Here is a 13,656-nt window from a genome sequence, read left to right as displayed (position 1 = left end):
TGCTTCATGACGACGCGCTGTCAGACCGGTGTGCACAGCGACCACGACGTGTACGCGGCTCAGTGTCCCTGCCGGGCCATGCTCGACCTGCTCGCCAACAAGTGGTCCGCGCTGGCCATCGGCGCGCTGGAGGATGGCCCGCTGCGATTCGGCGAACTCCAGCGTCGCCTGCAGCGCGTCAGCCCCAAAGTGCTCACTCAGACCCTGCGCCGTCTCGAGGAGTCCGACCTCGTGGTCCGGACCGTCTATCCGGCGGTGCCGCTGCACGTGGAGTACGCGCTGACGACTCTCGGTCGCAGTGCGGCCGTCCCGCTCCGCCAACTGCGGACCTGGGTCGAGGACAACATCGACAACGTCACAGCCGCCCAATGCGAGTCAAAGGTGCGCGGCTGATATGCCGAAATTCGGGTGATGACGGTGGTCAGCCGAGGCTGAGGCGGGTTTGGCCTGGACGGAGGGTGGGACCACAGTTGTTCGTCCAGCCCGGCGCGGTGAGGCTCGTCATGTTCATCGCACGGTCGACCCGCGCCGTGTTCTGTTGCGCGTAGGCGCGGAGTTCGGCGAGGACGGCCGGGGTGGCTACCGCGTCCTTGCGAACCCAGTCACCGCCGGGGAAACCCTCCCCGTCCGGCGAGTCGAAAATCTGGTCGTAGTCCCGGGCCAGGCGCGGATCGACCGGTATTCGATGGAAGCCGCTCCCGTGCGTGTGAGTGGTGATGAAGGTCGGTTTGACTTCGTCGAACACGTAGTCGCGCAGCCCTGCCGCGTCGCCGTTGTGGATGTAGTCGGCGATCTTGGAGTCGCCGAGCCCACCCAGATCGATCAGGTGCAGCCGGCTGGTCATCGAGGATCCGCCGAGGTCGGCCAGTAGCAGGGAACCTTGACGGACGCCGGCCAGGTCGGCGTAGGCATTGAAGATTCTCCCGGACCGGTCGGCGACGGCACAGGCCGGGAAGGTCGGGGCCGCTCGGAACTGCTCGGATTGATTCACGAACGACACGGCTGACGGGACCACCGCGACGGCCAATGCCGCGGCGAGCAGTGCACGGGTGCGGGGACGGGCCTGGCGCGCCACTTCGACCGCGGCGAGTGTGCTGATCAGCGCGCCCAGTGCCCAGACCGGGGTCGCGAAGCGATAGACCCCCATCCAGTCGGGTCTCAGCACCGCGTAATCGGCCAGTGCTATAGCAAGAGGTACCAGTAGCGCGACGAGTCCCCGTCGCCAGTGGACCGTCCTGGTCAGCGCCAGCCCGACGACTGCGGCGAGCACGAGCACGGCGAGCGCACCGGCGTAGCTGACCAGGTCACCGATCCGGGTCAGGGCCTCGATTCCGGGAGCGTCCTGTCCCTTGGCGACCGTCGGGTTCGACAGCAGGCGGCCGAATTCGACATATCGCCAGCAGAAATACGCGCCGGTCAGAAGCACGAAAGCACCGACGGAAAGCCCGATCTGACGCAGGCCCTGACGGATACTGGTGCTGCGTAGCCAGATCAGGACGACCACCGGATACGCGGCGCCGTAGCTGAGACCTTCTGGCCGTGTGAGTGCGGCGAAAGCGGCGAGCCCGCCGGCCGCCAATGCGATCCGTGCCGACAACAAGCGGTGGTCCAGCACGGCGCGGAACAACAGCACCGCCAATACGACGACCACCAGCGCGTATAGGGAGTTCTCCAGCCCGGAAAAGCACCAGATCACGAAGGACGGAATGGCTGCCAGCGTGACCCCGAACAGCGACGTCACTATCCAGGCGCACTTCGTCACCCGGCGCGCGGCCAGGTGACCGGCCACGAGAATTCCGGCACAGCACAGTAACGCGAGCGCTTTGGGAAAGACGATGTAATCGGATAGGCCGAAAACAGTGCCGTGATCGAACAGCCCGAGCAGCCGTCCGGCCGCCAGCAGAACCAGCCAGGTCGGGTCGGAATAGCCTTCCACCGGAGCCGCGCCTGCCTGCACCACCGGGCCGAGCCCTTCGGACACGCTACGGGAATAGGCGAACGTGATGGCGGCGTCGTCCACCATCCACCCGCCGTAACGTATGGCGTGCAAGGCGATCAGTGCCGTCCCACCGGCCACCGAAAGCCAGGCGGGCAGGCTGGCGCGCCATTTCGCTCGCGGCTTTCTTTCGTCCGGTTTTTCCGGCGCGATGTCAGGTCTGTCCGCGCCGGAAATGGCGACCGTCATGAAAAGTGATCCTTCGCCTCAGATGCTGGAGGGCCAGACGGCGAGCGAGTAGGCGCCGAACCACAGTCCGGCCAGCACCACACCGCCGACAACGAGCACAGTCGTGCGCCCGCGCAAGCGGCCAAGTCGAACCGCGGCGACGATCAGCAGCGGGAACGCGGACAGCAGCAGCCGCACCCGGTCATGGATGATCCCGGTGTGCGCGACGACCAGCGCGACCGTGCCGGCGGTGTAGAGCCACACCGGCCATGGCATCGGGGTCCGCACGACGGCGATGACGGCGGCGATGATCGCGGTTGCGGTCAACACGGCGAACGCATCCCGCGACTGGGTCAGCGTGTCGAATATCCAACGGACGGTGGTCACACCGAAGTCGACGTGGTTACCCCAGGCGCGCTGGGTAATGCCGAAATAACCACCGCGCACATTGGAGACCTCGTGCACCCACAGCAGGTAGCCGAGCAGTCCCAGTGGCGCGAGGATCACCGCGGCCAAGGTCGCGATCCTGTGCGTGTGGGCGCGGTACAGGTGGACCAGCCCGGCTGCCACGACCGCCGGGATGAGGGGGGCGGCCATGGGCGAGGTGAGCCCGGCCGCCGCGGCGCCGAGCCCGGCCAGGACCCAGCGCTGTTCGAGGACGGCGACGAGGGTCCAGGCGGCAAGGGCGACGAGTAGCGCCTCCGGGTAGGGCATGGCGTACACCACGGACATGGGTGCCCCGGCGGTGAGGGCGACCGCGGCCAGCTGGCCACGTTGCCCAGCGCCGAGGTGACGGGCTAGGCGCGCTATCCCATATCCGGCGACGACCGAGGCCGCGACGGACAGGAGGACCGCGACTGCCAGGAGGTGCCCGCCGAACAGCAAACCGAGCAGGCGCACCGCGATGGAGTAGCCGGGGAAGAATGCCATTGGCGCGTCCGGGAAATAGCGGCCCTCCAGGTCGTAGGTGACGGACGGGTCGAACCCGCCGTAGCCGTGGCTGGCGAGGCCGTAGTAAAAGGCGCCGTCCCAGGCTCGGAAATCGAAGGGGCGGTTGTTGACGGCGCACATCGCCCAGGTGATGAAAAGGCTCAAGGCGCGGATGGCCAGCACGATCGCGGCCGGTTGGGCGAGCATACGGAGGCGGGTCAGGCGTGAAGCCGGGAGGTGGTCCCTGTGCTCCTCCAGTTCCGGGTGAGAGCCAATCAGAGACACAATTTCCCCGACAGAGCCATTGCGCTCCGGTATCAAGGAGATCATTTCGCAAGACCGTCGATCGAGGCGCCCTCAACCGCAGGCCGGGCCGCAGCCAAGGAGAGGGTCAACCTGTTTGTCGTCATGCCCGGTGTGTTCCCGGCCGCCCGACCCGCGTTGCGTTAGTGATCCACGCCACGATTGCGGGTGAGCCAGCCACCAACCATGTCCGGGCCACCTTCAGCACCGGCCAGTGAGCAAAGGTCCATACCGCGGCTAGTATCCGACCCGAGGCGCATGCAACGCCGACGAGCCGAGCGGGAACACACCCGGTGTGACGATGGTTGGAGAGTGGGTGCCGCGACCAGAAACGCGTGCTGGACACGGCGGTGACGCGGACCCTGAAGCTCTTCCGCTGAGTGACGACCAGACGCTGTGGGAACAGGCAGCGCGCGGGGATCGCGCCGCGTACGGAGAGCTGTACCGGCGGCACGCCGAGGCCGTGTGGAACTACGCCTACCGGCTGACCGGCTCGTGGGCAACGGCCGAGGACCTCACGTCCTCGACGTTCCTCACCGCGTGGCAGAAGTTGTCCGACATGACGCTGGTCAACTCCAGCGCGCGGCCGTGGCTGTTCACCGTGGCCAGCAACCTGGCCCGCCACGAATACCGCCGGCTGGGCCGGTTCTCCCGGCTGCTGACGCGGATCCCGCTCAATGACACCACGCGTGACCATGCTGACGACGTGGCCGACCAAGTCGACGCGGACCACCGGCTGCGCACGGTGCTCGACGCTGTGAGCAAGCTGCCCAAAGGTGAACGGCAAGCCGTCGAACTGTGCCTGCTCGGTGAGCTGTCCACGGCCGAAGCCGCGGAGGTGATGAGGATCGCCGAGGTGAGCGTGCGGGCACGGATCTCCCGTGCCCGCGCTAAACTGCGCGGTTTCCTGCGGGACACTGGCACGGGCATCGAGACGACAGCCTTCGAGGAGGGGCGATGAACGAGACCTCCGACCTGCCAGAACGGCGACCGATGCCCGAAGGTCTGCGGGATCGGTTGTGGGACGAGCTCGAGCCGCAATTGGAGACGCGGGGTTCCGGCGGCCGCTTCAGGACGATGCGCGCACCGCTGGCCGTGGCCGCCTCAGTGGTCGTGCTCGCCGCTGGGGTCGCGATCGCGCTCCCCCAGCTTCGGGGCCATGGCAACGGCGACGCGGTGATCGCCGTTGCCGGTTCCCCTGGGGACGTGCAACTGGTCAACGAATGCATCCAGGCCGACCACAACGAGCTCCCGCCGGCTCAGAATTGGCGGGCGGGCGCCCGAATCGACATCGATGCGGAAAATGGCTTCCTGGCGGTCCGCAACGACAAGTACGCGGTGGTCTGTGTCCTCAAAAATGGCAACAGCACGGGCCTCATACAAGGCACCAACACGCGCGATGCATATAACGCGCTAACCGCAGCACGCCCATTCGACTACCTCGCCCCCTGGAACTGGAACTACCCCGCCACCGAATCCGTCCACTTCGGAATCGCGACCAGCGACGTGATCGCCGTGTCGATAGTCGGACCGGACAAGTCGGTGACTCCCGCAATCCTGCGTGACGGCACCTTCCTCGCGAAGACCAAGTTCGCTCAGAACAGCGGCCAGCCCACCACCAGCCTCATCCGGGTCACCCTCAAAAACGGACAGGTGATCGAAGGCCCTTCCCGCTGAGGAACGCGGCTGGTCAGATCACGCCCGTCTCGGTAGTGACCATTGTCCCGACGGAATTCGGATCGATGAACTTCGCCTCGTCCGGATTCACCAGCGTCTTGTAGTTCTCCGACGTGAAGAAGGCGTCGTGGCCTGCCCAGTCCTCGAACCAGATCTCGGTCAGACCGTCATAGGCTGGGCTGGGGTAACCGGGCGCCGGCACCGGGTGCGAAACGGTGTACTTCTTCACATACTGGCGGGCCTCGGGAATCGAGGTGAACAGCGGCGCGTGGTGGTCGCGGTGGTACTCGACGAATTGCTGGAAGGTCATGCCTTCGGCGCGGTTGATCAGATAGGCGAACTTGATCATGTGTCCCCGTGCTCCTGTGTTCTTCGTGTGGGTGTCAGACCGGTTTCTGGCCGGGCCGCGGCCGGATCCGTATGCGAGCTACGCTAAAGGCTGACATCCATGTGAGAGGCAAGCGGCCGTGGCCGGGAACACAGGAGGAGGTGGGGAATGCGGATCGGCGAGCTGTCCACGCGGACGGGCGTCAGCCGGCGACTCCTGCGCTATTACGAGGATCAGGGGTTGCTGGTGAGTGCGCGGGCTGCCAGCGGGCAGCGGCACTACGACGACGATCACATCCGGCGGGTCGAACTCATCCGGGCCTTCCTTGCCGCGGGTCTGTCCACTCGGGCCATTGCCGACATGGTGCCGTGCATGGCCGAACCCAGCACGACCAAGGCCCGGCGGGCCCTGGCGACGATGGAACGTGAGCGGAACCGACTTTCGTCGGCGATTTCCAGTCTCGCGGGTGCCCGGGACGCACTCGACGAACTGATCGACTTCAACCGGACCTATCTCGTTGAGCACGCCGAAAAACGGGTGACGCACTGATCGGCGGTCACATCGACGTCGGCCGAAGGCTACGTCGCATACTGGGCAGACATTTCGTCGGGGTGAGATGCCTGTCAACGCGTCACGCAGGCGCTAAATGGCGGCAGGCAGTGCGTGTGTGTAGCGTCGCATGAGGATGCGCACGGCCGTCATGACCGCACTGATCTCGCGAATCTCGTCGAGAGTCAATTCGGATGTGTGATTCCGGCGGAATCGGGCCATCGCTGCCTGGATGTGCTGAAGGTCGCTGAGTTCGAGATCGGTGAGCTGTTTCATGGGGTGTTCCGGTTCCGAGGGCGGGGGGCGGTCATTCGGATGCCTGGGTACATAGGCATGGAGCAAAGATGGTCGAGGCGCGCCTCCGATACACCGGCAGATCTACGGATCCCGCTACCGATGTCAGCCATGTACGTAGCTGACAGCGACCGACGACGTCGACCATGAACCCGCCAAGCACCCACTAAAAGTGCAGACGGTCAGGATGCCTTCGGCCTGGTCCGGCGTCGTGATCCGGCCGAAGACCCACGACAGGTAGTCCACCTTGCCCGTGGCGACCAGCCGCCTCGCGATCTCCACCCATTCCGGGTTTCCGAGGCCGTTCTCGAGTCCCCCCACCGCTGATCCGCATGCCCAGCACCATCGCGTCCGGGACGATTTCCCGCATCTGGTCCAAGATCTCCATGACGATCCGCATGCGGTACTCGAGCGGGCCGCCGCAGCCGTCGGTCCGGTGGTTCGTGGGTGGCGAGACTATGTCCACGGTGCTCGGCGGCAGCGGGGCCGTACCGCCACCCTGCGGCCGACGCTGGAACTTCGAGATCAACGGCCCACCAACTCCCACAGTTCATCCAGCACCAACCGCAACGACAACGCATTATTCACAAACCGATACCCTTCCTGGTCATTAGCCGATTGTTTTGCGAGATGTGGCGTTACGGAGTGTTGGCGCACGACAAATCGGTTGCGTATATGTCGTTATACGTGTATCGATCGACTAGGTGGCCATGACTCCTCAGGGACATCCCTACCGCCGTCGGCGATGCCAGGTCAGGCCCACCAGAAGGAGCAGGCCGCCGATTGTGAGCTTGGCGGGGTGGGACAGGGACGGTGTGGTGCTGTGGCGTGAAGGTCCATCCGGGCGCGGTCGTCGTGCAGGTGGTGGCGGGCCACGTCGAGCCCAGGCGGCCTTTCAGTGCCTCGAACAGCCAGCTCGCGAGTACGGAACCGCCGATTCCCGCCGCCAGCATCTGCTGGCCACTGGCCATCGCGTCGACGTCGGTCATCCGTACGGTTGGCGCATTCGGATCGGGCTCGTCCCAGTCGATCGTGCTGGTATCGGGCAGGGGTGGAACCGCGACGTCAACGATCATCTTGGCTCGCAGGGAGCCCTCGGTCACGCGGGTGCGCATCCCCGCAGGGACCATCCACGTCCCGCTAAGCACCCCGCTCCCCTCGAAAATACCAAGATTCCCGTCAGCAACACCAGGAAACCCACCCACGCATGGCCAAACCTCGCTCTGCCGCGGAGTACTGATCCCCCGGAAAGTGGCCTGATGGTGGATCAGCGCCCGCACCCGGCCCTCCAGTGAGTACGCCGTTCCCGCCAGCACCTCGCTTCCCGGCTCGGCGACACAACGCGCCGGCCGGTCGATGGTGACCTCCGCCAGCTGAACAGGTCCCAGTTCGATTGCCGTGCCGAGCTGCGACAAGGCACTATTCCCCACATCGTTGAGCCCACTGGCCGGCTGCCCCGCCCCGGGAATCGCTGGTCCGTCCAGGCGTGCCTGGCCACCGATGAGGAGTACGCCGTGGAACGGCCGGTCCCCGCAAACAACGACCGAACAGCGCACGCGTGGACGATCTCCTGGCGCGCCGGGCTCAACGGCCATCGCCCACAGCGCCACCTGCTCAGGACCCGCCTCGTCAGACGCCTGGACAATGGCCACCCAGCCGTCGAACGGTTATGTGGACGGCTGCGCGTTCACCACCCCAGCCGCCACGACGTAGAAGCCGACCGACCCGAACCGACCAAGAACCGCACAGGTGTTTAGTCCGCACGCACCGCTGCTTCTGCCGGCCGAGTCCGGCTCCCTGGACGTGGCCCGGCAGAACGTGGGCGGCTCCACCGGCGCATGCTCGGGCGTTCGACGAAGGTGTACATGAGCCACGAGATGAAAATCGTCAGTCCCAGGAGCCCCACGATGATCAGCACGGCGATCGGCGTGTCCCACGTGCGGTCGGCACCGAGCGCGTCGTGCACGTACTTCAGCACCAGGAAGTGCACCAGGTACATGGCGAACGAGATCTCGCCGAGCCAGACCATGACCTTTCCGCGCACCAGGGACGGTTTCCGCTCCACGTCGGCGGTGGCGCCGGCCGCGATCACCAGCGCGAGCGGGATCACCACGGGAGCCGTCAGGCCGTAAACCGTGGGGAACAGCAGGACTTCGAACACGCACCCGACGACCAGCAGAAGCACCGCGGCGCTCATGGGCAGCCGGATCCACTTGCCCGTCTGCACGATCCTCGCCATCAGGATGCCCAGCGTGAAGTCCAGCACCCGGACCGGCGGGAAGGAAACCAGGAACCAGTTCTGCACCAGCGACATGTGCTGGCCGGGCAGAGTGGGCGTGCCGGGCAGCAGGTAGTCGGCGAACAGGGGCAGGATCATGATCGTCGCCGCGACGACGCCGGCGCACAGCCACAGGCGGTTCGGCCGGATCTTGCGCACCAGCCGCAGCAGCAGCGGAAAACTCAGGTAGAACAAGAGCTCACAGCTGAGCGACCAACTCGGCACGTTGATCGACGTGATGACCGTCAGATCAGGAAACCAGGTGTGCACCAGGAAAAGACTGGGCAGCACGCGGCCGGTGGTGACCGCCTCGCCCGCCCACAGCGCCAGCACCACCGCTACGGCCCAGGTGAGCAAATGGTTGGGGTAGATCTTCACGAAACGGCGTCGCCAGAAACGTCGTAACTGGTCGTCGTCCCGCGCCGACCAGGTCAGCACGAATCCGCTGAGGATGAAGAAGAACTCGACGCCGCTCCAGCCGGAGCCGAACACGTAAGGCAGCAGCGCCGCGTCGACGTCGGCGTGGAAGTAGGCCATCGAGCAGGCGTGGCAGGCGAAAACCATGAACGCGGCGATGAACCTCATACCTGTCAGCGAAGGCAGCCGGGAAAGTTGTGGATCGAGCGATGTGGTCAAGGCGAAGACCTCCGAGCGCCACGAGAGACGGATTTCCCACAGTCTCGGCGCGAGGCCTAGGCCAGAACTAAAGAAAACGCTGGTGGAGGCGGACAGTCACCGCCCGGTCGCTTCGTGCGCGCGGAACGCACCGCGGAGCGCCCGGATCTGACCGGCCAGCGACGCCGCGCTGACCCCGGCTCCCGGGTCCTTCACCTCGAAACCGTGGTAGCAACCCGGGTAGACGTGCAGTTCGGCCGGGATCCCGGCGGCCGACAACCGTTGCGCGAACTCGATTGTTTCGTCTCGGCTGACTTCGAGTTCCCCGGTGGAGAGGTAGGTCGGGGGAAGCCCGGTCAGGTCCTCGGCGCGTGCCGGGGCGGCGTATGGCGACACCTCATCGGCGCCCGGGCCCACATAACTGCGCCAGCTCGCCGCCGAAGCGTCCCGGTTCCACGCACGCGGATCGGCGATCTCATGGCTCGAACGGGTCAGGTGGCGATCGTCGAGGCACGGCGAATTCAACAGCAGCAGCGACGCACGCGGACCACCGCGGTCCCGGGCCAGCAATGCCAGGCCGGCCGCGATGGCCGCGCCGGCGCTGATTCCCACGACAGCCGGCGCGCCGGAGCCGATCCCCAGTTCCTCTTGCGCCGCAACGAGCCAGCGGAAAACGTCGTGACAATCCTCAACTGCGGCCGGAAAAGGGTGTTCGGGTGCGAGCCGGTAGTCCGGCGAGACGACGACGCAGCCGAGTTCGTGGACGTAGAAGTCGCAGATGGGGTCGAACTGCGCTGGAGTGCCGGCCGCGAAGCCACCGCCGTGAACGTACAACATGGACGGTGCGCCCGGCCGCGGCGATTCCGGTTCGTAGACGCGGACGGGGACCTCGCGACCGGAGTCAGGCGATTTCACAGCGAAGTCCCGGTGGCCGACCTTCGCCCCGGGACTGATCGTGCGCATTCCCGGGCGCGGCGCGAGGTACACGGGCACCAGCTCGGGGTCCATGCGCACGGTCAGATCGGTCAACGGTTCGGCTACGACCCGGCCCGTGCCGCTTTCACCTGCTGCCAGCAAGATTTGCCCCCCTTGTCGTGAATTCCACTTAGGACGGAGAAGGCTCCCTACCGCGGCGCGACGGTGATCCCGGTGAGGATCAGCTCCAGGAAGCGGGTGGCACCCGGCTTCCCGGGCGCCGCGTTCTCCCGCACCCAGGCCGCACCGCTGAGCAGGTCGAACAGCTCGGCCGGGGTGAGGTCCGCGCGAACCCGGCCCGCGTCCTGCGCCCTGCGCAACAGGTCCGCGCCGGACTGGTGCATGGCCGCGCACACGGCGTGCGACGGCGTGCCCTCGTCGTACATGCTCTGGGCCAGAATTCCCACCAGCCCGCGGAAAGTGCTGAAGTGCTCGACCGCGCTGGACATCCAGCCGGTCAGCGCGGCCAGCGGGTCACCGGACGCGGACGTCTCCTCCGCGAGGTCGACGAGCGACGTGAGACCGTCCCTCGTCGCCGCCTCGACGAGCGACGCGCGGGTCGGGAAGTGCCGGTAAAGGGTGCCGATGGCCACGCCGGCCTGACTCGCGATGTCCTCCAGGGACGCGCTCGCCCCATCGGCGTGAAAGGCCTTGAAGGCGGCCGCGAGTATCGCGTCGTAGTTGCGCTGCCCGTCGGCCCGCTTCGGACGCCGGGCTATGTACGGCTCACTGCCGCTCACGAAAACCTCCCGCTTGACTACCGGAGACCGCCTCAGGTTAACTGACGACAACCTGAGGCGGTCTCAGTATAGCATTTCCGGAGGTCCTTTCCATGAGCACCGAAGTAAGCCCCGACGACGCCATCGACGGCGCGCCGCCGCCGAAGGCGTGGGGGCTCGTACTCGCCGCGATCGTCGGCGCGGAGTTCATGCTGCAGATGGACGGCACACTCGTGAACGTGGCGCTGCCGAACGTGGCGAGCCACCTGGGCCTGTCCCTCACGACGACGTCGTGGGTGCCGAACGTCTTCCTCCTGGCCTACGGCGGGCTGCTCCTGCTGGCGGGCAGGCTGGGTGACGTCCTCGGCCACCGCCGCCTGTTCATCGTGGGCGTGAGCATCGTCGTCATCGCCTCGCTGATCGGCGGCCTGGCACCGAACTTCCCGGTGCTGCTGGCCGGTCGCGCGCTACAGGGCGCCGGCGCCGCCGTAGCCGGTCCCACCGGCCTGGCACTGCTCGCCATCCTGTTCGACGGCGCACGGCAGCAGCGGGCTTTCGGGCTCTACTCGACGGTCACGGGGCTGGGTGCCGCCGCCGGGATGATTCTCGGCGGAATCCTGACCTGGGCCGGCGACTGGCGGTGGAGCCTGCTGGTGAACGTCCCGATCGGACTGGTCGTCGTGCTCGTCGCGCTGAAAGTGGTCGGGTTCTCCGACGCCGCGAAAGCGCGGCACTCGCTGGGCCTGCCCAGCGCGGTCCTGGTCACCGGCGCGCTGACGGCCGCAGTCTATGGTCTGGTCCACGCCGCCGATCACGGCTGGGGCGACACCTGGACGCTGATACCGCTGGTGATCGCCGCCGTCCTGGTGTGTGTGCTGCTCGCGGTCGACTCGCGCGCGCCGGAACCGTTGCTTCCGCTGCGGGTGTTCGCCAGCAGGGAGCGGGTCGGCGGGATGATCAACCTGTTGCTGCTGGCCACCGTGCTGGGCGGCTTCGTGTTCTACATCGCCCAGTACCTGCAGCTGGGGCTGGGCATGAACCCGCTGCAGACCGGACTCGCCGTGCTCCCCTTCGGCGTCGGGCTGCTGGTGAGCACCCAGCTGCTCACCAAGGTCGTGGCCAAACTCGACCTGCGGGCTCGCGCGGCGATCGGCCTTGTCCTGCTGGTGATCGGCGTGGGCTGGCTGACCAGGCTGGACGGGCAGAGCAGCTACGCGGCCGACGTCCTGCCCCAGCTGTTCATCGTCGGCCTCGGCGTCGGGCTGGCGATCGTTCCCTTCAACATGCTCGTGCTGTCCACTTCACGGCCGGAAGACACCGGTATCACCGCCGGGATCCTGCAGGCCGCGATCACCGTGGGCGCGTGCATCGGCCTGGCCGTACTGCTGATCCCGTTCAACGCGGGCGCGGGCGTGGTGGCGGACAACATCTCGGAGGTCTTCACGTGGGCCACCGTCGCCGCGGTGGCGGGCCTGCTGGTGCTGGTGCTGTTCTGGCTGCTCCCGGGCAGCAAACGGGAGGCCGTGCCCGAGACGGCGACCGAACAGGCGCAGAGCTGATCGCGTAGGTGTGCTCCGACGGCGTTGTCGGAGCACACTTCCCTCCCGCGCCTACCAGGTCACGGGGAGTTCGTGCACGCCCTGCATGGTGCCGCCGCGGCGCCACGGCAACTCGTCCAGCCCGGCCGCCAGCCGCAGTTCCGGGATGCGCTCGAACAGCAGCCGGAAAGCGACCTCCAGCTCCATCCGCGCCAGGTTCTGCCCGAGGCACTGGTGGATGCCGAAGCCGAACGTCAGGTGCCGCTTGCTGCCCGTGCGGCCGATGTCGAAGGTGTACGGCGACTCGTACGCGGCCGAATCGCGGTTGGTCATCGAGGAAGAGACCAGGATGCCTTCGCCGGCTTTGATGACCTGCCCGCCGATCTCGACGTCCTCGGTCGCGACCCGGACACCCGCCATGTCGGTGACCGCCACGATCCGCAGCAGCTCCTCGACGGCGGCCGGCATCTTCTCGGGGTCGGCGCGCACCAGGTCGAGCTGATCCGGGTGTTCGAGCAGCGTGACGACCCCGAGCGCGATCATCATCGACGTCGTGTCGTGCCCGCCGACCAGCAGCGTCAGCGCGATCCGGAGCAGGTCGTGCCGGGTGATCTCCTCGTCGAGGTGCTCGGCCAGCTTGGCGAGCACGCGCCCGTCCGGCTCCCGCTGCTTGATCGTGAGCAGCTTGTCCAGATAGTCGAGGAGCGCCTGTCCCGCGGCATCAGCGGCCTTCTCGTCCGCCGCCTGCAGCAGCCCGCGAGTCGCCTCCTCGAAGAAGTCGTGGTCCACGTAGGGCACCCCGAGCAGTTCGGAGATGACGATCGACGGCACCGGCAGCGCGAAATCACGCACCAGGTCGGCGGGTGGCCCCTTGCGCAGCATGTCGTCGATCCGCTCGCCCACGAGCTGCTCCACCGCGGGCCGCAGGGCGCGGACTCGCCTGAGGCTGAACTCGGCGGTGAGGAGACCGCGGTGCACCTCGTGCGTCGGCGGGTCGAAACCGATGAGGTACAGCGGCTTGAAGATGGCGGCGTCGAACCGGGGCAGCACGACCGGGAACTCCGGCCGGGCGCGGTCGGCCGAGAACCTGGGGTCGGAAAGCAGCTGCCGGGCGTGCGCGTCGCCGGTGACGAACCAGGCGCGCGCGCCGTTCCACAGGGTGACCTCGTGCATCGGGCCGGCCTCGCCGAGGCGCTGGTAGGCGGGGGTCGGCTGGTAGGGACATTCGCGCGGCTGGGGAAACACCGGCGCGCCGGCGGCTTCCGCCGCAGCAACGGATTCCATGA

15 protein-coding genes and 1 pseudogene are annotated in these 13,656 nt (G+C 67.0%); 5 read left to right on the top strand and 11 right to left on the bottom strand.

The genetic code is table 11. From position 1 onward, the window contains the following. Nucleotides 1–6 precede the first annotated feature (6 nt). Complete coding sequence (locus LOZ83_RS19795; protein ID WP_236792335.1) at nt 7–393, top strand: helix-turn-helix domain-containing protein; 387 nt, start codon at nt 7–9, stop codon at nt 391–393. 28 nt (nt 394–421) lie between these two features. On the opposite strand, the gene LOZ83_RS19790 is transcribed toward LOZ83_RS19795, so the two are convergent. Together LOZ83_RS19790 and LOZ83_RS19785 are read right to left on the bottom strand one after the other, a co-directional pair. Continuing rightward, nucleotides 422–2,185 carry a hypothetical protein gene (locus LOZ83_RS19790; RefSeq protein WP_236792334.1) on the bottom strand — a complete coding sequence of 588 codons (1,764 nt, stop codon included), beginning with the start codon at nt 2,183–2,185 and terminating at the stop codon, nt 422–424. 18 nt (nt 2,186–2,203) lie between these two features. Then, a complete protein-coding gene (locus tag LOZ83_RS19785; protein WP_236792333.1) occupies nt 2,204–3,301 on the bottom strand; it encodes a hypothetical protein in 1,098 nt (365 codons plus the stop codon). Between the two features lie 412 nt (nt 3,302–3,713). On the opposite strand from LOZ83_RS19785, the gene LOZ83_RS19780 reads away from it, so the two are divergent. Further along, entirely contained in the window at nt 3,714–4,358 is a 645-nt protein-coding gene (locus tag LOZ83_RS19780; protein ID WP_374202677.1) for an RNA polymerase sigma factor, read from the top strand. Further along, nucleotides 4,355–5,074, top strand: a complete 720-nt coding sequence (locus LOZ83_RS19775; RefSeq protein WP_236792332.1) for a hypothetical protein — start codon at nt 4,355–4,357, stop codon at nt 5,072–5,074. Before LOZ83_RS19780 ends, LOZ83_RS19775 begins: the two co-directional genes overlap by 4 nt. A gap of 13 nt (nt 5,075–5,087) precedes the next feature. Here the strand turns inward: LOZ83_RS19775 and LOZ83_RS19770 are convergent, their stop codons facing one another. After that, nucleotides 5,088–5,423, bottom strand: coding sequence for an EthD domain-containing protein (locus tag LOZ83_RS19770; RefSeq protein WP_236792331.1), 336 nt, complete (start codon nt 5,421–5,423; stop codon nt 5,088–5,090). 147 nt (nt 5,424–5,570) lie between these two features. Here LOZ83_RS19770 and LOZ83_RS19765 point away from each other — a divergent pair, with 147 nt between their 5' ends. Beyond that, on the top strand, nt 5,571–5,951 hold the full coding sequence (locus LOZ83_RS19765) for a MerR family transcriptional regulator (protein ID WP_236792330.1): 381 nt from the start codon (nt 5,571–5,573) through the stop codon (nt 5,949–5,951). Nucleotides 5,952–6,044: 93 nt separating this feature from the next. On the opposite strand, the gene LOZ83_RS19760 is transcribed toward LOZ83_RS19765, so the two are convergent. The 7 genes and pseudogenes from LOZ83_RS19760 to LOZ83_RS19735 all read right to left on the bottom strand — a co-directional run bounded on the left by LOZ83_RS19760 (nt 6,045) and on the right by LOZ83_RS19735 (nt 10,853). Then, on the bottom strand, nt 6,045–6,227 hold the full coding sequence (locus tag LOZ83_RS19760) for a hypothetical protein (protein ID WP_236792329.1): 183 nt from the start codon (nt 6,225–6,227) through the stop codon (nt 6,045–6,047). A gap of 123 nt (nt 6,228–6,350) precedes the next feature. Beyond that, nucleotides 6,351–6,566 (bottom strand): hypothetical protein, encoded by a 216-nt coding sequence (locus LOZ83_RS19755; RefSeq protein ID WP_236792328.1) that lies wholly within the window; start codon nt 6,564–6,566, stop codon nt 6,351–6,353. 13 nt (nt 6,567–6,579) lie between these two features. Further along, nucleotides 6,580–6,711 (bottom strand): annotated as a pseudogene (locus tag LOZ83_RS40795) (hypothetical protein); the annotation flags it as partial. Between the two features lie 172 nt (nt 6,712–6,883). After that, on the bottom strand, nt 6,884–7,660 hold the full coding sequence (locus LOZ83_RS19750) for a hypothetical protein (protein ID WP_236792327.1): 777 nt from the start codon (nt 7,658–7,660) through the stop codon (nt 6,884–6,886). A 338-nt stretch (nt 7,661–7,998) separates the two neighbouring features. After that, a complete protein-coding gene (locus LOZ83_RS19745) occupies nt 7,999–9,108 on the bottom strand; it encodes an acyltransferase (RefSeq protein ID WP_236792326.1) in 1,110 nt (369 codons plus the stop codon). 147 nt (nt 9,109–9,255) lie between these two features. Further along, entirely contained in the window at nt 9,256–10,215 is a 960-nt protein-coding gene (locus LOZ83_RS19740) for an alpha/beta hydrolase (protein WP_236792325.1), read from the bottom strand. Nucleotides 10,216–10,262: 47 nt separating this feature from the next. Beyond that, nucleotides 10,263–10,853 (bottom strand): TetR/AcrR family transcriptional regulator, encoded by a 591-nt coding sequence (locus LOZ83_RS19735; RefSeq protein WP_236792324.1) that lies wholly within the window; start codon nt 10,851–10,853, stop codon nt 10,263–10,265. Nucleotides 10,854–10,945: 92 nt separating this feature from the next. On the opposite strand from LOZ83_RS19735, the gene LOZ83_RS19730 reads away from it, so the two are divergent. Continuing rightward, nucleotides 10,946–12,391 carry an MFS transporter gene (locus LOZ83_RS19730; RefSeq protein WP_236792323.1) on the top strand — a complete coding sequence of 482 codons (1,446 nt, stop codon included), beginning with the start codon at nt 10,946–10,948 and terminating at the stop codon, nt 12,389–12,391. Nucleotides 12,392–12,442: 51 nt separating this feature from the next. Here LOZ83_RS19730 and LOZ83_RS19725 read toward each other — a convergent pair whose 3' ends face one another. After that, the gene (locus LOZ83_RS19725; RefSeq protein ID WP_236792322.1) at nt 12,443–13,654 is read right to left on the bottom strand and encodes a cytochrome P450; all 1,212 of its coding nucleotides are present in this window, start codon (nt 13,652–13,654) and stop codon (nt 12,443–12,445) included. Between the last annotated feature and the right edge of the window lie 2 nt (nt 13,655–13,656).

The sequence above is a fragment of the Amycolatopsis sp. GM8 genome (assembly GCF_021653975.1).
Lineage (GTDB): Bacteria > Actinomycetota > Actinomycetes > Mycobacteriales > Pseudonocardiaceae > Amycolatopsis_E.
The sequence above is the reverse complement of the archived record's forward strand: the minus strand, read 5'-3'. Positions and strand labels throughout refer to the sequence as shown.